This is a genomic window from Pseudomonas nabeulensis (assembly GCF_004682045.1).
GTDB classification, from domain to species: domain Bacteria; phylum Pseudomonadota; class Gammaproteobacteria; order Pseudomonadales; family Pseudomonadaceae; genus Aquipseudomonas; species Aquipseudomonas nabeulensis.
Genome location: NZ_QUZT01000012.1, coordinates 30624 through 51202, shown reverse-complemented (window position 1 = coordinate 51202; position 20579 = coordinate 30624). Strand labels below are relative to the sequence as shown.

General features: G+C 60.7%; 16 protein-coding genes and 1 pseudogene. 6 read left to right on the top strand and 11 right to left on the bottom strand.

The window, feature by feature from the left end; genetic code table 11:
• Positions 1-5: 5 nt before the first annotated feature.
• From DYL61_RS08985 to DYL61_RS08975, 3 genes are read right to left on the bottom strand one after another with little or no spacing between them, the layout of a single operon-like run.
• Entirely contained in the window at positions 6-275 is a 270-nt protein-coding gene (locus tag DYL61_RS08985; RefSeq protein WP_058423641.1) for a phosphopantetheine-binding protein, read from the bottom strand.
• Positions 253-1065 (bottom strand): lysophospholipid acyltransferase family protein, encoded by an 813-nt coding sequence (locus tag DYL61_RS08980; protein ID WP_135308037.1) that lies wholly within the window; start codon positions 1063-1065, stop codon positions 253-255. The genes DYL61_RS08985 and DYL61_RS08980 overlap by 23 nt, the downstream gene beginning before the upstream one ends.
• Positions 1041-1760 carry a beta-ketoacyl synthase chain length factor gene (locus DYL61_RS08975; protein WP_135308036.1) on the bottom strand — a complete coding sequence of 240 codons (720 nt, stop codon included), beginning with the start codon at positions 1758-1760 and terminating at the stop codon, positions 1041-1043. Before DYL61_RS08975 ends, DYL61_RS08980 begins: the two co-directional genes overlap by 25 nt.
• Before the next feature lie 351 nt (positions 1761-2111).
• Between DYL61_RS08975 and DYL61_RS08970 the strand changes: the two genes are divergently transcribed.
• Both DYL61_RS08970 and DYL61_RS08960 read left to right on the top strand, forming a co-directional pair.
• A complete protein-coding gene (locus tag DYL61_RS08970) occupies positions 2112-2882 on the top strand; it encodes a ParA family protein (protein ID WP_105695088.1) in 771 nt (256 codons plus the stop codon).
• A 467-nt stretch (positions 2883-3349) separates the two neighbouring features.
• On the top strand, positions 3350-3565 hold the full coding sequence (locus DYL61_RS08960; RefSeq protein WP_135308034.1) for a DUF6124 family protein: 216 nt from the start codon (positions 3350-3352) through the stop codon (positions 3563-3565).
• A 130-nt stretch (positions 3566-3695) separates the two neighbouring features.
• Here the strand turns inward: DYL61_RS08960 and trxC are convergent, their stop codons facing one another.
• Positions 3696-4130: a thioredoxin TrxC gene (trxC, locus tag DYL61_RS08955; RefSeq protein ID WP_105695090.1), complete on the bottom strand. Its 435-nt coding sequence runs from the start codon at positions 4128-4130 to the stop codon at positions 3696-3698.
• Between the two features lie 238 nt (positions 4131-4368).
• On the opposite strand from trxC, the gene DYL61_RS08950 reads away from it, so the two are divergent.
• Positions 4369-4656, top strand: coding sequence for a type II toxin-antitoxin system HigB family toxin (locus tag DYL61_RS08950; protein ID WP_135308033.1), 288 nt, complete (start codon positions 4369-4371; stop codon positions 4654-4656).
• Between the two features lie 7 nt (positions 4657-4663).
• Positions 4664-5065 (top strand): helix-turn-helix domain-containing protein, encoded by a 402-nt coding sequence (locus tag DYL61_RS08945; RefSeq protein ID WP_135308032.1) that lies wholly within the window; start codon positions 4664-4666, stop codon positions 5063-5065.
• A gap of 40 nt (positions 5066-5105) precedes the next feature.
• Here DYL61_RS08945 and selO read toward each other — a convergent pair whose 3' ends face one another.
• The 5 genes and pseudogenes from selO to DYL61_RS31860 all read right to left on the bottom strand — a co-directional run.
• Positions 5106-6569 carry a protein adenylyltransferase SelO gene (selO, locus tag DYL61_RS08940; RefSeq protein WP_135308031.1) on the bottom strand — a complete coding sequence of 488 codons (1464 nt, stop codon included), beginning with the start codon at positions 6567-6569 and terminating at the stop codon, positions 5106-5108.
• 48 nt (positions 6570-6617) lie between these two features.
• Positions 6618-9956, bottom strand: a complete 3339-nt coding sequence (gene mscK / locus DYL61_RS08935) for a mechanosensitive channel MscK (RefSeq protein WP_135308030.1) — start codon at positions 9954-9956, stop codon at positions 6618-6620.
• Positions 9957-10008: 52 nt separating this feature from the next.
• Positions 10009-11751 carry a potassium/proton antiporter gene (locus DYL61_RS08930; protein WP_135308029.1) on the bottom strand — a complete coding sequence of 581 codons (1743 nt, stop codon included), beginning with the start codon at positions 11749-11751 and terminating at the stop codon, positions 10009-10011.
• 233 nt (positions 11752-11984) lie between these two features.
• Positions 11985-12848, bottom strand: coding sequence for a methyl-accepting chemotaxis protein (locus DYL61_RS31865; protein WP_374956523.1), 864 nt, complete (start codon positions 12846-12848; stop codon positions 11985-11987).
• Positions 12840-13595, bottom strand: a pseudogene (locus tag DYL61_RS31860) (MCP four helix bundle domain-containing protein); the annotation flags it as partial. The gene DYL61_RS31865 and the pseudogene DYL61_RS31860, both read right to left, overlap by 9 nt.
• Positions 13596-13887: 292 nt before the next feature.
• On the opposite strand from DYL61_RS31860, the gene DYL61_RS08920 reads away from it, so the two are divergent.
• The gene (locus DYL61_RS08920) at positions 13888-14118 is read left to right on the top strand and encodes a hypothetical protein (RefSeq protein ID WP_038844376.1); all 231 of its coding nucleotides are present in this window, start codon (positions 13888-13890) and stop codon (positions 14116-14118) included.
• Positions 14115-14408, top strand: coding sequence for a cell division protein ZapA (locus tag DYL61_RS08915; protein ID WP_135308027.1), 294 nt, complete (start codon positions 14115-14117; stop codon positions 14406-14408). Before DYL61_RS08920 ends, DYL61_RS08915 begins: the two co-directional genes overlap by 4 nt.
• On the opposite strand, the gene DYL61_RS08910 is transcribed toward DYL61_RS08915, so the two are convergent.
• The gene (locus tag DYL61_RS08910; RefSeq protein ID WP_135308026.1) at positions 14405-16207 is read right to left on the bottom strand and encodes an acyl-CoA dehydrogenase; all 1803 of its coding nucleotides are present in this window, start codon (positions 16205-16207) and stop codon (positions 14405-14407) included. The genes DYL61_RS08915 and DYL61_RS08910 overlap by 4 nt on opposite strands.
• A gap of 204 nt (positions 16208-16411) precedes the next feature.
• Positions 16412-20365, bottom strand: a complete 3954-nt coding sequence (gene putA, locus DYL61_RS08905) for a trifunctional transcriptional regulator/proline dehydrogenase/L-glutamate gamma-semialdehyde dehydrogenase (RefSeq protein ID WP_135308025.1) — start codon at positions 20363-20365, stop codon at positions 16412-16414.
• Positions 20366-20579 lie beyond the last annotated feature (214 nt).

Here is a 20579-nt window from a genome sequence, read left to right as displayed (position 1 = left end):
CGGTCTCAAGCTGCCTGTCTGGCCGTGACAAATGCCGCAAGGCTGGCCACGTTGGTGAAGTGATTGCGGGTGTCCTTGGCGTCGGCATCGATCTTGATACCGTACTTTTTCTGGATCGCCAGGCCCAATTCCAGGGCATCTACCGAATCCAGGCCGAGGCCTTCGCCGAACAGGGTCTGCTCGCTACCGATGTCGTCGACACTGATGTCTTCCAGGCCCAGGGCTTCGATGATCAGTGCCTTTATGTCGTGCTCAAGGCGGTGTTGGTCGCTCATCTTCGGCGAGCTCCTTAATAAAATAGTGGTGCAGGTAATCGTTGAGCTTGCGTGAGGCCTGGGGCGCGGGCCCCAGTGTGGCGAACGCCTGTGGTTCTATATCGGCACCCACCCGCAAACTGAAGTGCACGCGGCATTTTGGGATGCGATACCAGGGTTCAGCCTTGGTCAGCGTGGTAGGGCTGACCTTGATCACCACGGGGGTGACGATTGTCGCACCGCGCAGGGCAATGGCGGCGCCCCCGCGATGAAAGGCAGGCGCCGCGCCGGGCGTGGTGCGGGTGCCTTCGGGAAAGATGATCAGGGTCTGGCCTTCGCGCAGGGCATCGGCGGCGGCATCGAGCATTTCGGCGCTGCCGTCATTGCTGATGTAGCCGGCGTCACGCACCGGCCCACGGGTAAAGGGGTTCTGCCACAGGCTCTGTTTGACCACGCAGTTGGCCTGGCGCACCAGGCCGATCAGGAACACCACATCGATCAGCGACGGGTGGTTGGCGATGATCATCTGGCCAGGGCGGCCGAGCTTTTCGGCGCCTTCGACGCTGTAGGTGAGCACGCCTGCACGTTGCATCAGGCGGATAAACAGCCAGAACAACTTGCTGATGGTGTGGCGGGCGCGGCGGCGGTGCTTTTCGGCACTGCCCGGCAGGCAACTGAGCAACGGAAAGACCAACAAACGCAGGCACAGGCCTCCAACGCCGAACAGGAAGAAGCTGGCGGCGGTGGCGAGCAGGCGCCAGTAATAGGCGTCCCGCGGCTTGTCGGTCACGGCTTGCGTTGCCAGTTCCATACACGGTTCTTCCAGGCATGTTGGCAAGTGGCCTGCTGGTTGAGCAGGGTGCGCAGCAGGTTCAGGGCGTGGGGCCACTGGTTTTGCGAGGGTTGGACAGTGCCCGTACGCAGTTCCAGCTGCCATTCGTCGCCCGGTGTCAGCAACAGGCCAAGGGCGTAGGGGAAGGGCACGTCATGGATCCAGCTGGAGTAGGCCTCGGGTGGCTGTTCTTCGGTGATCACCAGCAACACCGCAGGGGCGCCTTCGTTGAGCAGTGCGGCGGCTTCGAGCATGCCGTGCTCCAGGCCGTCGCCGGCGGCGGCGAGGGCGGTCATTTCGCTGGTTTCATTGCGCAGGATCGACCACAGGCCAATCACCGCGTTATGCACCGACAGGCTGAACTGGGTCGGCGACAGAGGCTGTTCGTTGGCCAGATCGCTGAGGATATCGAGGGTGCGTGGGGTTTCGCCATGTCGGGAGATGAACACCAGCGGTAGGTCCTGCAGGCCCTCGGCCAGTGGCCAACCCACGCTGAACGCCATGCGTGCCAGGCGGCTCAGGCGACGGCGCTGCATGGCCGGCAGAAATGACACGTCGGGCGAAGCTTCGCTGGCGGGCAGCAACACCGGGGCCTGGCACCAGGTTTGCCAGTCGTCCGCGCTTTCGAGCCCTGGGGCCCAGGCGCGCCATTGGGCGATGTTGAAAGTGATCACTGAGACGTTATCCCGCCCCTGCGGGCTTCCATGTGCAGCCAGTGGTGGCCCCGAATACCGGGACAGGGAGCAATGGCCGAATGGCGCGCATTATCCCGGTGCAGTGGGGTTCTAGCAAACTTTGGTAAAGAATTGTTCAAGGCTGAATACAATTTGCTGGGAAAGATTTGCAGATTGTCCTTTACCTGAGGCTTGAAAGGATTGTCGGACCGTTCTCTTTATTGAGTCGCCGACGGATGACAGCTATTGCGCCAATGGCCGGCAATGCAGCAATGCATGGATGAACGAGGTAGCTAACAGGCGCTTTTGCCCTCTACACTCGGACATTCATTGATACACGGAGGTTTTTCCATGCGGCGCGTGGTGTTCAATCAGAAAGGCGGTGTGGGCAAGTCCAGCATTGCCTGCAACCTGGCAGCAGTCAGTGCCAGCGAAGGCTATCGAACCCTGTTGGTCGACCTCGATGCACAAGCCAACTCCACCCAGTACCTGACCGGGCTGACGGGCGACGATATCCCCATGGGGATCGCGGATTTTTTCAAGCAAACCCTGTCTTCCGGGCCGTTTTCCAAGAAGAACAAGGTGGATATCTACGAAACACCGTTCGACAACCTGCACGTTGTCACCGCCACCGCAGAACTGGCCGATTTGCAGCCCAAGCTTGAGGCCAAGCACAAGATCAACAAGCTGCGAAAGTTGCTGGACGAGCTGGCCGAGGACTACGACCGGATTTACCTGGATACTCCGCCGGCGCTGAATTTTTATGCGGTTTCGGCGTTGATCGCCGCTGATCGCGTGTTGATCCCTTTCGACTGCGACAGCTTTTCGCGCCAGGCGCTGTATGGCCTGTTGTCTGAAATCGAAGAATTGAAGGAAGACCACAACGAAGGCCTCGAAGTGGAAGGCATCGTGGTCAACCAGTTCCAGGCCCGCGCAAGCCTGCCGCAGCAGATGCTGGATGAGTTGATTGCAGAGGGCTTGCCGGTGTTGCCGGTGTACCTGGCCAGTTCCGTGCGCATGCGTGAGTCGCACCAGGAGAGCAAACCGCTGATCCACCTGGACCCTCGGCACAAGCTGACGCAGCAGTTTGTGGAGCTGCATAACCTGCTGGAAAACGCCTGATCTGACAGGCAACTGAGATCCCCTGTGGGAGGGGGCTTGCCCCCGATAGCGGTGTATCAGCCACCAGATGTATTGGCTGACCCACTGTCATCGGGGGCAAGCCCCCTCCCACATTTGTATTGCATTTCACATGGGGAATTTGGATTTGTCCCACAGAGGCTGTAGGACGGGTCTGGCAATAGGGGTTGAGCCTTGTAACGTTGCCTACAGGTACGCCAGAATCCGCCGGCTTGTGCGTCTGGCGGGGTGTCTCTTAAGGTTCTCGGGTCGCTGAATTCTCAGTGGTCGGGTTTAGTAGCCCAGTCAGACGAAAGCATGTGCAAGGCTCCAAAATCTTATGGTAGCTGTGCGCAGGGCACCTTTGGGTGCGCCGGTTTTTGCTTTCGTTCCCGGTCTACTAACCTGCGTACAGCTGCCGCCCTCGTTTAGTAGCGAATAGGTGACGGCCCTATCAGAGAACGAAAAGCATGTTATTCACCGTTACCCCCAACCTCCCCACCGAGACCCTCGTGCTCAACAGCTACGAGACCTTCTCCTCCGTGCGCACCCTCTTGCTCAACCTGTCCAACGACCTCACCGGCGAACACCGCGACGTGGCCCTGGCTATCCATCAATTAAGCGAACTGGGCGTGATGCTGGTCGGCCAAATGATGGACCGCGAAGCGCCGCTGACCTCAAGGTAGCGCACAGTCAAAATGTGGGAGGGGGCTTGCCCCCGATAGCAGTGGTTCAGTCAGCACATGTATTGCCTGAACACCGCCATCGGGGGCAAGCCCCCTCCCACATTTGATCTGTGTTGCTTTAAGGGTTGGGTTACACACCCTGGCTGCGCAACCACGCCATCAACTGCGGCAACGGAAACGCCCCGCTCTGGCGCGCCACTTCGCGACCGTTCTTGAACAGAATCAAGCTCGGGATCGAGCGGATCCCCAACTGCGCCGACAACTGCTGATTCGCCTCACTGTCCAGCTTCGCCAGCCGGCACTTGCCCTCCAGCTGCCCAGCCGCCTGCTCAAACACCGGCGCGAACGATTTACACGGCCCGCACCACTCAGCCCACACATCCACCAGCAACGGCAAGTCGCCTTTGATCTGACTGGCATAGTCGCCTTGTTTCAGTTCGAAAGGCTCATCCAGCAAAACCGGTTGCTTGCAGCGCCCGCACTTGGGCGCATCGCCTAGGCGCTCGCCGGGGATGCGGTTGAGGCCGTTGCAGTGAGGGCACGGGATTACGAGAGGTTCAGGCATGTCGAAGGCTCCAGCGAAACGAATCAATAAGGTCCAATTTGGAGTCGGACAGAGGTGTTATCAAGGCTAATGGCAGCGTTGCATATGCTCACAGAATTATCAGTGCCAACTGCGCATGCCTATCTAGTCTGTGAAGGCGTGTTAGACAACGCGCCATTGGTCTGTTGCACGCTATAGCAAATTGCGATAGCTGTGTTTCGGGTTTAACCTTCATAGCAAGATGCGATAAGGATGTTGCGTGCGAGTGATTAGTGCGAAGCAAATCCGTAGTGCCAAGGAAAAATGGCCTCATTCGTCCAGCGCGTTGGATGAGTGGTATCGGAAAGTCAAAGTCGTCAGTCCTGAAGACTTTGCGGCATTGAAAGCGGTGTTTCCGGCTGTGGACAAGGTGGGCGAGCTGCATGTTTTCAACGTCGGAGGGAACAAGCTACGCCTCATTGCGCTTGTGCGCTTTCGGGTGCAGCGTCTGTATATCCGACATGTTCTGGATCATCGCGAATACGACAAGGGAAAATGGAAGGAGTAACCGAGAATTGAGTGCATTGATCGAGCAAGTTGCCCAGCATTGGCGATTCGTGTCACCCCTATTGCGCAAGCCAAAAACCGAGGCAGATTACGATGTGCTGGTGGAAGCGCTCGACGAGTTGCTAGATATCGTCGGAGAAGATGAAACCCACCCGCTGATGGGGGTGGTCGATATCATCGGTGACTGGGTGGAGGCCTATGACTTGGAGCATTGGCCAATACCAGAAGTGAGCGGTGTCGAGGTGCTGAGGTCAATGATGCAAGAGCATGGTTTGACGCAGAGTGATTTGCCTGGCGTCGGGCCTCAGTCAGTTGTGTCAGAAATTCTTAGTGGAAAACGCCAGCTGAACGTTCGACAGATTCGTTGGCTGGCGGAGTTCTTCAAGGTGCCGGTGGACATGTTCATCTGATCACGATTGAAGTGATGGGTGATCCTCTGGATATGCCTTCTTATGACGAACAACTAATCTCCAAATGCTTGCCCCAATCCGGCGGCCGCTGCGCGTATTGCTCCATCCCCGCTTGCTCCTCAAACGGCTTGCTCAGCACCTCATGCAGTCGTCGCACTTCGCTGTAATCTCCTGATTCGGCGGCAGCGATGGCGTTTTGTGCCAGGTAATTGCGCAGGATGTACAACGGATTCACCCCATGCATCCGCTCACGGCGTTGTTCCTGGGTGTAATCGCCGTCCCGTTCAACACGGGCCTTGTAAAGCTCGGCCCAGGCATCAAACCCGGCCCTATCGACAAAATCATCCCGCAACTTCGCCACGGCCAACGCCGTCGACTCATCCCCCAGCCGGCGGAAGAACAAGGTGTAATCCACCCCACTGTTCTGCATCAGCTTGAGCAGCCGCTCCACGAGTTTCTGGTCATCATCCTCGGCGGTGGTCAGCCCCAGGCGGCGGCGCATCAAGTCCAGATAGTTGGCCTGGTACAACGGCAGATACAGCCCTAGCGTTTCCTTCAGCGCATCCACGCTGATAAACGGCGTCAATGCCTGCGCCAATGCGCTGAGGTTCCACTGCCCAATCGGCACCTGATTACTGAAGGAGTACCGCCCTTCATGATCGGAATGGTTGCAGATGAAGTGCGCGTCAAAATCATCCAGAAACGCAAACGGTCCGAAGTCGAAGGTGATGCCCAGGATCGACATGTTGTCGGTGTTCATCACCCCATGGCAGAAACCATACGCCTGCCACTTGGCAATCAACTCGGCATTGCGCTCGACGATTTCGCGAAACATCGCCAGGTACGGCTCAGGCTGTTCCCGGCATTCAGGGTAGTGAAGATTCAGCACATGCTCGGCCAACAGCGCCTGCTGCTCGGGCTTTTTGGTGTAGTAGAAATATTCGAAATGCCCAAAGCGGATATGGCTGGGCGCCATGCGCAGCACCATCGCGCCGCGTTCCTGTTTCTCACGCCAGACGGGCGTGTCGGAACCGATCACGCACAGCGCCCGGCTGCTGGGGATGCCCAGTGCATGCAGTGCCTCGGAGGCCAGGAATTCGCGGATCGACGAGCGCAATACGGCGCGACCGTCGCCCATGCGCGAGTAAGGCGTCATCCCTGCGCCCTTGAGGTGCAGGTCCCAATGCTCGCCCGCTGCGTTGTAGACCTCGCCCAGCAACAATCCTCGGCCATCCCCCAGTTGCGGGGTGTAGCCGCCGAACTGATGCCCGGAATAGACCATCGCCCGTGGCTCCGCCTCCGCCCACAGTTTGTGCCCGCCAAACAGCTCGGCAAACACCGGTGTTTCGGCCACGGCCGGGTCGAGGTCGAGCAACGCCATGGCGGCATCACTGGCGACCACCAGGCGCGGTGCGTCGAGGGGTTCGGGCAGTACGTGGGTTGAGAACGCGTCGCCCAAGCGTGCGAAGCGGTTGTCGAAGGTCAGTTCGTCGAGGGCTTTCACCGGCCATCTCCAGCAGAATGTCCGAGCATTCTGCTGGGGATAGCGCGGTTAGTCGAGTTTGCTCGGTGGCGGTTCCTGCACGCCGCCGTCGTTGGCGGGCTTGGGCGGGCCGTCGACTTCCACCAGTTTGTATTCCTGGCCGTGGAGGTTCTTGAGGTAGACCTCCATCTGACGGAAGGAAATATTGATGTTCTCTTTCTTGAACTCGCGGTTGATAAAGCGGTTCACTTCGTCGATCACCGGGTTGCGGTCGCCCAGGTCGCGCACGTGCATGCGCAGCTCGTGGTCGAGGGTACTTTCACCGAAGTTGAGGAAGTACACGTGGGGCTCGGGCTCCTTGAGCACGCGCGGGTTGTCGCGGGCAGCCTTGAGCAGCAGCTCCTTCACGCGGTCCAGGTCCGAGCCGTAGTCCACGCCCAGTTTCAGCGTGACGCGGGTGATGGTGTCGGTCAGCGACCAGTTGATCAGTTGCCCGGTAATGAAGGTTTTGTTCGGGACAATGATGTCCTTGCGATCAAAGTCGGTAATCGTGGTGGCGCGGATGCGGATCTTGCTCACGGTGCCTGACAGGTTGCCGATGGTGATGGTGTCGCCAATCCGCACTGGGCGCTCGAACAAGATCATGATGCCGGAGATAAAGTTGGCGAAGATCTCCTGCATGCCGAAGCCCAGGCCCACCGACAGTGCCGCCACCAGCCATTGCAACTTGTCCCAGCTCACGCCGAGGGTGGACAGGGTGGAGACAAAGCCCACGCCGGCAATCACATAGGACAGCAGCGTGGTGGTCGCATAGGCGCTGCCCTGGGCCAAATCCAGCTTGGACAGCACCAGTACTTCCAACAGACCGGGCAAGTTGCGCGCCAGTGCAAAGGTGATACCGACGATGATCAGCGCGCCGAGCAAGTCGCCGATGCTGATGGGCACCATGCTGATATTGGCGCCGGTGCCGCTGGTGTATTCGTAGAGGGTGACGTTGTCCAGGTAGGAGAACACCGAAATCAGGTCCGACCACACCCAGTACAGCGCCGCGATAAAGCCGCCGAGCAAGGCCAGACGGATCAGGCGCATGGATTGTTCGTTGACCTGTTCGATGTCCAGGGTCGGCTCTTCGATCACCACTTCGCCTTCGCCAGCCTCCTTGGCGGCCTGGCGCTTGGCCAGGGCGCGGGCGTAGGCCAGGCGTCGTGCAGCAACACCCAGGCCGCGGACGAAGGTGGCTTCGATTACCAGCCAGAACATCAGCAGGTACAGGGTGTTGATCAACCGGTCGCTGAGCTTGAGCGCGGTGTAGTAGTAGCCAAAGCACACGGCGACAAACAGCGCGATGGGCAGGGCGGTGAACACCAGGCCCACGGCCTTGCGGAACAGCGAGGCCTTTTCGTGGGTCGGGCTGTTGAGCAGCAGGCGCCCCAGCAGCCAGGCCATCAGCGCGTAGCACAGCAGCACCACGCCGATGCCCAGCACGTCGTCGGCCAGCGCCGCCGGTTGATGCTCGGCGATGGCCACCACGGCCACCAGCGCCAGTACCACCAGCCCGAGCTTGCGCACCCAGCCTTGCAGGAATTCGACCTGGGGTTTTTCCCAGCGGAAGTGCAACTCGGCCACGCCGCCCGGCGCAAGGATGCGGTAGGCGGTGTAGAACACCATCCACGCCTGGGCGATTTGCAGCAGTGCCGCGCCCAGGTTGGCGTTCTGCCCGCGGGCATCGATCTGCAATGCGTAGCCGCACAGCGCCAGGCCCAGCGCCACCGGCATCGCCAACAGGATATTGATCAGGATGGCCTGGGGCGTATGCCACTGGCTGTCACGCTTGAAGTGGCCGATGTCCTGGTGGACCTTGTTCAAGCGTTGATACAGGTTCTTACGGCGCCACAGCAGCGCGCCGATCAACAGCAGCAGCGGCAGGAACAGCAACGGGCGTTGGGTCAGGCCGTCGTACAGTTCGCTGACGCTGGAGGCCCATGGCAGGCTGGTGACTTGCTTGCTCAGGCGCGCGGGTACGGTTTCCAGCCACTCGGTGTCCAGCGGCTTGTTGCTGGGGATCCAGAACATCTGCTCGTCCAGCGTTGCGCGCAGGGTCGTCGCGGTGCTGAGCAATTGTTTCTGGTTCAGTTGCAACGTGATCGATTCATTGAGCAGCGCGCTCAGCTCACGGCTCAGGCGCTCCAGCAAGTCGCTGCGGGTGATCGCCAGTTCCAGCAGGGTGCGGCGCAATTGTGGGGTAACGTCTTCCGGCGACTGGTTGGCCAGTAAGTTATCCACATAGGTGCTGGGTGAGCTGATCAACTCGCGCTGCTGGTTCACCTCGAACTGGTACAGGCGAATGTTGGCGATGTCGTCCGCCAGGTCGCGGTCCACGCTGAGACGCGGCAGGGCTTGCTTCTGTTTATAGAGAATCTTGGACAGCAACAGGCTGCCCTTGAGCACGTTGATCTGCTCATCCAGGGCGGCGTCGCTCTGAGTTACCGAGTCCAGTTGCTGCTTGGTTTGCAGGTTTTTCTGGGTCAGGTCGTTGAGGCGGTCGGTGCTTTTGAGCAGGTAGTCGGAGAGTTTCAGGTTGGCTGCGCTTTCGGTGGCCAGCAGGCTGCTGCCGCCGGCCTTTTGCGCTTCGATGGACTGCTGCGTCACCGTTTGCTGGGACTGGGCCAGGCGTTTCTGGTTGATCAGGGTTTGCAGGTCCTGGATCTCTTGTTCCAGGCGCGCGGTCTTTTCCAGCACCAGGTCGTGCTGGCTGTTGCCCAGGTCTTGCAGTTGGCTGTTGCCGGCCAGTTCCTGGCGGCGCAGCGGGATCAGTGCATTCAGGGCGGCAAGTTCGGCATTCAGTTGGTTGCGCTGGTCGCCGCTGAGGGTTTTGCCATTGTCCTTGCCGGCCTTGAGGATCGAATTGATTTGCAGAATGCGCGACTGGCTGCTGCTGATCTCGGTCTGGGCGCGCTCGGGGCGGGTCTGGGCGGCGATGCTCAGGCTGTTGGCGTCGGCCAGGTCTTTTTGCAGGTCGCCTTGCTGGGTGGTGCGCTGCACCAGCAGTTGCTCAAGCTGCGGCACCGGCAGGGTGGCGTAGCGTTGGGCCACCGGGATGACCTTGGTGGCCTTGAGGCGGGTGAGTTCGCGTTGGTTTTCGGCGGTCTGGCGCGGCGCGTCTTCCAGCTGGCGCTTGAGGTCGACCAGGCGTTGCTCGTAATCCTGCTTGTTGCCCAGGTAAGTGAGGGTTTGTTGCAGGACGGTCTGCAACGCCTTCATGTCGGCGTCGGGCAACTTGCGGTCGGGCAGTTTGTCCAGGGATTGCTGGATGGCGTCGGCGCTGGGCGGGTCGGCCGCGTGAACGGTGCCGACACAGAGGGTCAGGCCCAGCAGGGCAGTGGCGAGGAACGTGCGCAGGGTTGGCATAGAGACCGGTCGAGCAAAATGGGAAAAAGGGAGCGAACTGTCGCTCCGCAGTTTAGAGGAAGAGTCCGGGCCCCGGGCGACTTCCTTCGGGGAATCTGACGCCCACTTTGCCGATCTTGTTCCCGTCCATGACCGCGACGGTCCAGATGGTGTTGTTCCATTCCACCTGGTCGCCGACGATGGGGGCGCCGCCGACTTTCTGGGTGATGAAACTGCTCAGCGGCATGTCCGGGTCGATGCCTTCGAGCTTGAGGCCATACAGGGCCGAAACCGCGCCCAGCTGGGCGTCGCCTTCCAGCACGAAGTCGCCGAAGAAGCGCAAATCGAGACCACGTTGTGGCGCCTGGCTGAACAGTTTGCCCAGGGCCGAGAGGTTATGTTCATGGCCGATCACGCAGAGCAAATCGTCCACTTCCAGCACCGTACTACCCGACGGATGGAGCAGTTGCTGGCCACGGAACAGTGCGGCAATACGCGTGCCTTCGGGCATTTTCAGCTCGCGCAAAGCGGCGCCGATGCACCACTTTTCGGCGCCCAGGCGGTAGACGAACAGCTCCCACTCGCTGGTGACGTGCACTTCCAGCGCAGCCCGAGAGATCGGCGCGGGATCCGGAGGTACGGTGACCTTGAGCAACTTGGCTACCCACGGCAGGCTGGTGCCCTGCACCAGCAGCGAGACCAGCACGATAAAGAACGCCAGGTTGAAGTACAGCTGCGCATGGGGCAGGCCGGCCATCAGCGGGAACACCGCCAGAATGATCGGGACCGCGCCGCGCAGGCCAACCCAGGCAATAAAGGCTTTTTCACGGCCGTGGAACGCTTTGAAGGGCAGCAGGCCAACCATCACCGACAGCGGCCGCGCAAACAAAATCATCCACAGGGCCAGGCCCAGCGCAGGCAAAGCAATCGGCAGCAAATCATGGGGCGTGACCAGCAAGCCCAGCACCAGGAACATGCCGATCTGCGCCAGCCAGGCCATGCCGTCGAGCATATGCAGAATGCCATGGCGGCTGCGCACCGGGCGGTTGCCGATCACCAGGCCGCACAGGTACACGGCGAGGAAGCCGCTGCCGTGTAGGGCGTTGGTCACGGCGAACACGAACAGGCCGCCGGCGATCACCAGGATCGGGTACAGGCCGGTGGCCAGGTTGATACGGTTGACCATCTGCAACATCAGCCAGCCGCCACCCAGGCCGATGATGCCGCCGATGCCGAATTCGCGCACCAGGTGTGTCAGCAGGCTCCAATGCAGGCCGGTCTGGCCGCTGGCGAGCATGTCGATCAGCGTAACGGTGAGGAACACCGCCATCGGGTCGTTACTGCCGGATTCGATTTCCAGGCTGGCGGTGACCCGTTCGTTCAGGCCCTTGCCGCCCAGCAGCGAGAACACTGCCGCCGCGTCCGTAGAACCGACGATGGCGCCGATCAGCAAGCCCTGGATGATATTGAGGTCGAACAACCAGGCCGCCGCCATGCCGGTGAGGCCGGTGGTAATCAACACCCCCACCGTGGCCAGCGACAACGCCGGCCAGAGTGCCACGCGGAAACTCGCCACCCGCGTGCGCAAGCCGCCGTCCAGCAGGATCACCGCCAGTGCAAGGTTGCCCACCAAATAGGCAGTCGGGTAGTTATCGAAAATGATGCCGCCGCCATCGACGCCGGCGACCATGCCCACGGCCAGGATGATCACCAGGATCGGGATCCCCAGGCGGGACGAAAGGGAACTCACCAGAATGCTCGCACTCACCAGCAACGCGCCGATCAAGAACAGGCTGTTGATGGTCGTCGCATTCAAAGGCAGTACTCCATGAGTAAACAAGACGGGGCGCAAACTGACCATGCAGTCTGCGTGCCAGCGATTCTAACCTGTTGAATTGCTGTGCTGTCAAAAAGCTTTTGCCGGTTGGCGTAGATCCAATGTGGGAGGGGGCTTGCCCCCGATGGCGGTGGATCAGGAGAGGATGTGTCGACTGACACACCGCCATCGGGGGCAAGCCCCCTCCCACATTTTTGACCGAGGTGTGGCAGTTAAAGGCGGAAACGCCCGACCATGCCGTTCAGATCCACCGCCAGGCGCGACAACTCACTGCTCGCCGCACTGGTCTGGCTGGCACCCGTCGCCGACTGCACCGACAGATCCCGGATATTCACCAGGTTACGGTCCACTTCCCGCGCCACCTGCGCCTGCTCTTCCGCCGCGCTGGCGATCACCAAATTGCGCTCGTTGATCTCGACAATCGCGGTGTTGATGGTGTCCAGCGACATCCCCGCGCCTTTGGCGATGTTCAACGTCGATTCCGCCCGCTCGGTGCTGTTGCGCATCGAGTCCACCGCGTGTTCGGTGCCGGCCTGGATGCTGCCGATCATCCGCTCGATCTCGCTGGTGGACTGCTGGGTGCGATGGGCCAGGGCACGTACCTCATCGGCCACCACAGCGAACCCGCGACCGGCTTCACCCGCCCGTGCCGCTTCGATAGCCGCGTTCAAGGCCAGCAGATTGGTCTGGTCGGCCAGGCCGCGAATCACGTCCAGCACCTTGCCGATGTCCCGCGACTCGTTGGCCAGGTCGCCGATCAGGCTGGCGGTGGCCTGCACGTCGCCGCTCATGCGTTCGATGGCACTGACGGTTTCCTGCACCAGGTCACGGCCATCACCGGCGCTGGTGGTGGCATTGCGCGAAGCTTCGGAAGTGCTCACCGCATTGCGTGCGACTTCTTCTACCGCGCTGGTCATCTCGTTGACGGCCGTGGCGGCCTGTTCGATTTCGTTGTTCTGCTGGGTCAGGCCACGAGCGCTTTCGTCGGTGACGGCGTTCAGTTCTTCGGCAGCCGAGGCCAACTGGGTGGCGGAACCGGCGATGCGTTGCAGCGTGTCGCGCAGCTTGTCCTGCATCTTGGCCATGGCGGCCAGCAGGCGCCCGGCTTCGTCGTTGCCGTCGACCTTGATCGGGCGCGTCAGGTTGCCTTCGGCGACTTCTTCGGCGGCTTCCAGGGCCTGGGCGATGGGCACGGTGATGCTGCGGGTCAGCAGCCACGCGAACAGCACCGTCAACGCGGTAGCGAGTACCAGCAGGCCTACGACCAGCTTGAAGGCCAGGTCGTATTGATCCTTGGCTTCCTGGTTGGTGACCAAGGCCATTTTGTTATTGATGTCCAACAGGCGCGCCAACACCGTATTGACCAGCTCCGAGTTGCTCAACAGCTCGGTATTGATCAGCGTGCGCAGCTCTTCCACCTGGTTGGCCCGCGACAGGCTCTTCATGCGCGCTTCGATCTGGCGGTACTGGCCAAGCAGGTTCACGTATTCGTCATAGGCGGCGCGCTCTTCGCGGCTGTCGATGAGTTTTTCGTAGATGGCCTGGGCGGCGCGGATCTGCTGGTCGCGCAGTTCAAAGGTTTCCAGGGTCTTCTGCTGCACCTCCGGCTCGCGGTTGGTCAGCAGGCGATACGACAGCACGCGCAGGCGCAGGGTCAGTTGGGTGAACTCATCCAGGGCGCGAATGCTCGGCACGCTGGACAGGGTGATGTCCTCGGCAGCGCCACGGATCTTGCTCATCTGGTTCAAGGCGAACACACCGAGAAACAACATGAGCGCGCCAATAAACGCAAAGCCGAGGAAGGCGCGCGGCGCGATATTCATATTACGAAGGGACATGCTGGAATCCTGGGGAAAAGCGCGATCCGTGCGGCCATGGGGCGGGGTGTGCATCAGGTATCGGCCATACGACTAAAGTCTTAAATGGGCGCGTGCTTTTGTCGCATCTGACGAGGGGTTGGGCCGATTCAGGAACCAGATCGGGGAATTGCAGTCACTAAGGCTCGAAAGTGCGGCCCGGCCCTTAAATATCGGGCTGCGCGCCGGGGATAACCCTGGCATCCGAGGTGAAATTTCTTTATCGTCACCGCCCTTTGAAAATGCCCGAGAAATCAAAATGTTAGAAGCATCCCTCAGCCAATTGGAACAACTGGTCAGCGACCTCGTACAGCAGAACCAGGACCTGCTGGGCAGCAACGAATCCCTCAAGGCCGAACTGGCCCGCGCCAAGGACGAGAACGACAGCCTGCAACTGAACCTGATGGAACAGGAAGAAAAGCACGGCGCCACTGCCGCACGCATTCAAGCCCTGGTTGAGCGTGTGAGCGCAGGTCCTGTCGGCGCATGAATGAAGGGATAAAGGTCGTTTCGATTCTCGGAGAGGATTACTCGATCAAGGCCCCGGCCGGGGAAGACAAAACCCTGATGCACGCCGTGACCATGCTCAAGGCCTCCCTGGCCACCACCAAGAAAAAGTACCCGACGCTGATTGGGGACAAGTTACTGGTGTTGGCCGCGCTGAACCTGTGCGCCGAGCAGATCGAACTGCAGCAGGCGCACCAAGCGGAACTCGACCGTTACCAAGAGCAAGTCAGCGCCACGGTCGATGTGATTTCCAAGGCAATCGCAACGCCTTAGAACCACTCATCCTGCATCCCCAGGCACGTATCATCGCGTGCCTCCAGAATTGCCAGTTCATGATGGCAGCCCGGTATTTCCCACGTCAGGAAGTAGCGGGCGGCCTGGAGCTTGCCTTTATAGAAGGCAGCATCGGCCGCACTGCCCTTGGCCAGCCCTTCTTCGGCGCGAACCGCTTGTTCCAGCCAGCGCCAGCCGATCACCGTATGCCCGAATACCTTCAAGTACAGCGCCGAGTTCGCCAGGCTGCTGTTGACCTTACCCTGGGCGAGATCCGTCAGCAGGCCAAGGGTGACGCTTTGCAAGCGGTTCACCAGTTGCTCCAGCGGTTCACGTAGCGCTGTGAGTGTTGGGTATTCCTGCGCGCGTGCACCGGTCTCGGCGATCAACCGAATTAACTGTTTCAAGCCAGCGCCGCCGTTCTGTGCCAATTTGCGTCCGAGCAAATCCAGGGACTGGATGCCATGGGTGCCTTCATGGATCGGATTCAGGCGGTTGTCACGGTAGTACTGTTCCACCGGGTACTCGCGGGTATAGCCGTGGCCGCCGAGGATCTGGATCGCCAGTTCGTTGGCCTTGAGGCAGAACTCCGAGGGCCAGGATTTGACGATGGGGGTTAGCAGGTCCAGCAGTTCGTGGGCCTGTTTACGCTCGGTCTCGGTTTCCAGCGTCGTGGTGTCATCGAACAGGCGCGCGGCGTACAGGCCCAGGTCGAAGGCGCCTTCGACGTAGGCTTTTTGCGTGAGCAGCATGCGTTTTATGTCGGCGTGCTGAATGATCGAGACCGGTGCCGTTGTGGGATCTTTGCTATCGGGCAGACGGCCTTGGGGGCGCTCGCGAGCGTATTCCAGGGAATAGAGATAACCGGCGTAGCCCAACATCACCGCGCCCATGCCCACGCCAATGCGTGCCTCGTTCATCATCTGGAACATGCAGCTCAGGCCCTGATGCGGCTTGCCCACCAGATAGCCGACGCAGTTGCCGTTATCGCCGAAGTTGAGCGCGGTGGAGGTGGTGCCGCGCCAACCCATCTTATGGAACAGCCCGGCCAGCAGCACATCATTGCGCTCGCCCAGGCTGCCATCGTCGTTCACCAGGAACTTGGGCACGATAAATAGCGAAATGCCCTTCACCCCAGCGGGCGCGTCCGGCAGCTTGGCCAGCACCATGTGCACGATGTTTTCCGACAACGGGTGGTCGCCGCCGGAGATAAAAATCTTGTTGCCCTTGAGTCGATAGGTGCCGTCAGCCGCGGGTTCTGCGCGTGTACGAATATCCGACAGCGACGAGCCAGCATGAGGCTCGGTCAGGGCCATGGTGCCGAAGAAACGGCCATCGATCATCGGTTGCAGAAAGCGTTGTTTCTGCTCCTCAGTGCCGAAGCTCTCGATCAGGTTGGCGGCGCCCATGGTCAGGAACGGGTAGGAGGTCGACGCGGCGTTGGCGGATTGGAAATGCGCAAAGCACGCCTGGGACAGAAGCGTAGGCAGTTGCATACCGCCAGCTTCAAAACTGCGCGCAGCGTTGAGGAAGCCGGCTTCGAGGAAAGCATCCACGGCCGGTTTCACTTCCGGAATCAGGATGGCCTTGCCGTCTTCGTAGCGCGGTTCGTTTTCGTCGTTCTTGCGGTTGTGGGGGGCGAAGTATTTTTCTGCGATGGTGCGCGCCGTGCTGATGGCGGCATCGAAGGTTTCCCGATTGTGCTCGGCAAACCGCTCTCGCTGGGTCAAGCCCTCGGCATCGAGGACTTCGTACAGCTCGAAAGCCAGATTGCGGGAACTGAGCAGCGTCTCGGACATGGCGGCTTACCTTTGGAGGAATTGGCCTGAGTCTAAGTGTGCGAATGGAGGGTGGATAGCAAGATTGATCTGGGTGATGGAGTGGCAAAATGTGGGAGGGGGCTTGCCCCCGATTGCGGTGTGTCAGTCAACTTATCTGTGTTTGACACCCTGCCATCGGGGGCAAGCCCCCTCCCACATTTGTTACTGCATTCTTTCAGTCAGTTAGCCGATGGTCATCAGGCTCGCGTTACCACCCGCCGCTGCGGTGTTAACGCTCAACGCCCGTTCAATCACCAGACGCTCCAGCGCAATCGCCGTTTCACCTTGCGACAAACCCTGCACCCCAACAATCGCACCACCGCGCTGGGCCACTTGCTGGCACACCGCACGCAGTTGGTCGGAATCGCCGTGATGCAGAACCGCATCGAACACTACTTCGTCCTTGGTCCAGTCAGCCACACGCTTGATCTTCGCCTGAATCTCTTTCGGCAGGCGTGGGAACAAGGTCTTGGTCAGCTCGGTTTCCGGCCATACCGCCGAACCACCGACTGCCAGCACCGCCGCCAATTGAGTCAGCAGGTCGCCTTCCACTTCCGCCAGGCACAGCACGTGCTCGCGGGGCAGGATGGCGTAGCTGTTGCGCTCGCCGGTCGGGCCGGCCAGTTGGCGGGTGATACCGCTTTGCGATTGCGCGGCGAACTGGCTGCACAGGGCACTCAGGTCGCTGAACTGATTGCTGTCGGCCCAGGCTTTCAGGGCTGTCAGCGGTTGGCTCATGGCATCCCGCAGGCGCACATCCGGTGCGGCCAATGCGTCGCCACGTACGAAGGATTGCTCAATGGCATCCGTAGGACGTGTCGACAACAAACGATACAGGTACAGCGGGCCACCGGCTTTCGGGCCAGTGCCCGACAGGCCTTCGCCGCCGAACGGTTGCACACCCACTACAGCGCCAACAATGTTGCGGTTCACGTAGACGTTACCGGCATTGACGTTGTCGATCACCTTGGCGATGGTCTCGTCGATACGGGTGTGCACGCCCAGGGTCAGACCGTAGCCCGATGCGTTGATCTGCCCGATCAACTGGTCGATCTCTTTGCGCTTGTAGCGCACCACGTGCAGCACCGGGCCGAAGATTTCCCGTTGCAGCTCGTCGAAGCTTTCCAGTTCGATCAGGGTCGGCATCACGAAGGTGCCGCGCTTGATCTCCTCGCCGTCGGCAATCGCCACCTGGTACACATTGCGACCTTTGTCGCGCATGGCCTGGATGTGCTTCTCGATACCGGCCTTGGCTTCGGCGTCGATCACCGGACCGATGTCTACCGACAGGCGCTCCGGGTTGCCCAGGCGGCATTCCGCCATGGCGCCCTTGAGCATTTCGATCACGCGGTCTGCCGAATCTTCCTGCAAGCACAGCACGCGCAGGGCCGAGCAACGTTGGCCGGCACTGTCGAAGGCCGAGGACACCACATCGATCACCACTTGCTCGGTCAGTGCCGAAGAATCGACGATCATCGCGTTCTGGCCGCCGGTTTCGGCGATCAGCGGAATCGGCCGGCCCTGGGCATCCAGGCGCCCGGCGATGTTGCGTTGCAGCAGGCGTGCAACTTCGGTGGAACCGGTGAACATCACGCCTTTGACGCGATCATCACCCACCAGGCGGGCACCGACGGTTTCGCCCTGGCCCGGCAGCAATTGCAGCACGCCTTCGGGGATGCCAGCTTCCAGCAGGATGCGCACGGCTTGTGCGGCGACCAGCGGGGTCTGCTCGGCAGGCTTGGCCAGTACCGGGTTGCCGGCGGCCAATGCCGCTGCGACCTGGCCGCTGAAAATCGCCAGCGGGAAGTTCCACGGGCTGATGCACACCACCGGGCCCAGTGGGCGGTGGGCGTCGTTGGTGAAATCGTTGCGTGCCTGCACCGCGTAGTAGCGCAGGAAATCCACGGCTTCGCGCACTTCGGCGATGGCGTTGGCGAAGGTCTTGCCGGCTTCACGGGCCAGCAGGCCCATCAGTGGCTGGATCTCGCTTTCCATTAGGTCGGCGGCGCGTTCCAGGATCGCGGCACGTTCGGCGGGCGGGGTGGCCTGCCAGATCGGGCCGGCGTTGATGGCGCATTGGATCGCGTTATCCACGTCTTCGACGGTGGCTTCTTGCACATGGCCGACCACATCACGCAGGTCGGACGGGTTCAGCACCGGTGCGGCGGGTTGATTGCTGGCTGCACAGCCGAGCATCGGCGCGGCTTTCCAGTTGTTGTGGGCCGTTGCCAGCAGGGCGCAGGACAACGACGCCAGACGGTGTTCGTTGGCCAGGTCGATACCCGCCGAGTTGGCGCGCTCGCTGCCATACAGGTCACGCGGCAATGGGATGCGCGGGTGCGGCAGGCCGAAGCCACCTTCCAGCGTCGCCATTTGCTCGATGCTGGCAACTGGATCGGCGACCAGTTCCTGAATCGAGATGGACTGGTCGGCAATACGGTTGACGAACGAGGTGTTGGCGCCGTTTTCCAACAGGCGACGTACCAGATAAGCCAGCAGCGTTTCGTGGGTGCCAACCGGTGCGTACACGCGGCACGGACGGTTCAGCTTGCCATCGGAGACCTTGCCTACAACTTGCTCGTACAGCGGTTCACCCATGCCGTGCAGGCATTGGAACTCGTACTGGCCGGGGTAATAGTTCTGACCGGCGATATGGTAAATGGCCGACAGGGTGTGGGCGTTGTGCGTAGCGAATTGCGGGTAGATGACTTCCGGCACCGACAGCAGTTTACGTGCACAGGCGATGTAGGAAACGTCGGTGTACACCTTGCGGGTGTACACCGGGTAGCCTTCCAGGCCTTCGACCTGGGCGCGCTTGATTTCGCTGTCCCAGTACGCGCCTTTTACCAGGCGGATCATCAGGCGATGGCGGCTGCGGCGTGCCAGGTCGATGACGTAGTCGATCACATACGGGCAGCGCTTCTGGTAGGCCTGGATCACGAAACCGATGCCGTTCCAGCCGGTCAGTTGCGGCTCGAAGCACAGGCGCTCCAGCAGATCCAGGGATAGCTCCAGGCGGTCGGCTTCTTCGGCGTCGATGTTCAAACCGATGTCGTATTGCTTGGCCAGCAGGGTCAGGGACAGCAGGCGCGGGTACAGCTCGTCCATCACGCGCTCGTACTGCGCACGGCTGTAACGCGGGTGCAGCGCCGAGAGCTTGATGGAGATGCCCGGGCCTTCATAAATCCCACGGCCGTGGGACGCCTTGCCGATGGAATGAATGGCTTGTTCGTACGAGGCCAGGTACTTCTGGGCATCGTGTTCGGTGAGTGCGGCTTCACCGAGCATGTCGTAGGAATAGCGGAAGCCCTTGGCTTCGAACTTGCTCGCGTTGGCCAGGGCTTCGGCGATGGTTTCGCCGGTGACAAACTGCTCGCCCATCAGGCGCATGGCCATGTCGACGCCCTTGCGGATCATCGGCTCGCCGCTCTTGCCGATGATGCGGCTGAGGGACGACGTCAGGCCTGCTTCGTTGTGGGTGGACACCAGTTTGCCGGTCAGCAGCAGGCCCCAGGTGGCAGCGTTGACGAACAGCGACGGGCTGTTGCCCAAGTGCGGCTGCCAGTTGCCGGTGCTGATTTTGTCGCGGATCAGTGCGTCACGGGTGCCCTTGTCCGGGATGCGCAGCAGCGCTTCGGCCAGGCACATCAGTGCCACGCCTTCCTGGGACGACAGGGAAAATTCTTGCAGCAGGCCCTGAACAATACCGGCACGGCCGCCGGCACTTTTCTGGTTGCGCAGTTTTTCGGCAATGGTGGCGGCCAGCTTGTTGGTGGCCTCGGCCATCGGTGCTGGCAGGCGGGCCTGTTCGATCAGCATTGGCACGACTTCCGGCTCGGGGCGACGGTAAGCGGCGGTGATCGAGGCGCGCAATACGGATTGCGGCAGGATGCTCTCGGCGAATTCCAGGAAGCACTGATGGGCGTGGTCGGTCTGGACCTCGCCAGCGTCATCGGCGTCCTTGGTGGTCAAACCATTGAGTTCGGTCAGGGTTGCACCCCCCTCCAGTTTCTCCAGGTAATTGAAAATCGCCTGCTTGATCAGCCAGTGCGGCGTGCGATCAATGGAGGTCGCGGCAGCCTTCAGGCGTTCGCGGGTCGGGTCGTCGAGTTTGACCCCAAGGGTGGTCGTAGCCATTTTCTTATCCTCATGGGTGCCACTACCGAGTGGCATCAGCTGGCGGCAAGATTAGCTGTGCGCTTGGAGAGGTGCAACCGGGTGCAACCCATTTTGTTGATGAATTTTTCGACCTCTCATCTGAATGAATTTCCACACGACCGAATCTGCTTTGTGTTGGTGCGCTTTATTGCGGAATCGGCTGTGCTTGCTCCAAAAGGGAGCATAAACAGCA

Bases quoted from the DNA above. Each gene is read 5' to 3' on its own strand.
- DYL61_RS08985 (WP_058423641.1), bottom strand. From the start codon at position 275: ATGAGCGACCAACACCGCCTTGAGCACGACATAAAGGCACTGATCATC.
- DYL61_RS08980 (WP_135308037.1), bottom strand. From the start codon at position 1,065: ATGGAACTGGCAACGCAAGCCGTGACCGACAAGCCGCGGGACGCCTAT.
- DYL61_RS08970 (WP_105695088.1), top strand. From the start codon at position 2,112: ATGCGGCGCGTGGTGTTCAATCAGAAAGGCGGTGTGGGCAAGTCCAGC.
- DYL61_RS08960 (WP_135308034.1), top strand. From the start codon at position 3,350: ATGTTATTCACCGTTACCCCCAACCTCCCCACCGAGACCCTCGTGCTC.
- trxC (WP_105695090.1), bottom strand. From the start codon at position 4,130: ATGCCTGAACCTCTCGTAATCCCGTGCCCTCACTGCAACGGCCTCAAC.
- mscK (WP_135308030.1), bottom strand. From the start codon at position 9,956: ATGCCAACCCTGCGCACGTTCCTCGCCACTGCCCTGCTGGGCCTGACC.
- DYL61_RS31865 (WP_374956523.1), bottom strand. From the start codon at position 12,848: ATGCAGGACAAGCTGCGCGACACGCTGCAACGCATCGCCGGTTCCGCC.
- DYL61_RS08920 (WP_038844376.1), top strand. From the start codon at position 13,888: ATGTTAGAAGCATCCCTCAGCCAATTGGAACAACTGGTCAGCGACCTC.
- DYL61_RS08915 (WP_135308027.1), top strand. From the start codon at position 14,115: ATGAATGAAGGGATAAAGGTCGTTTCGATTCTCGGAGAGGATTACTCG.
- DYL61_RS08910 (WP_135308026.1), bottom strand. From the start codon at position 16,207: ATGTCCGAGACGCTGCTCAGTTCCCGCAATCTGGCTTTCGAGCTGTAC.
- putA (WP_135308025.1), bottom strand. From the start codon at position 20,365: ATGGCTACGACCACCCTTGGGGTCAAACTCGACGACCCGACCCGCGAA.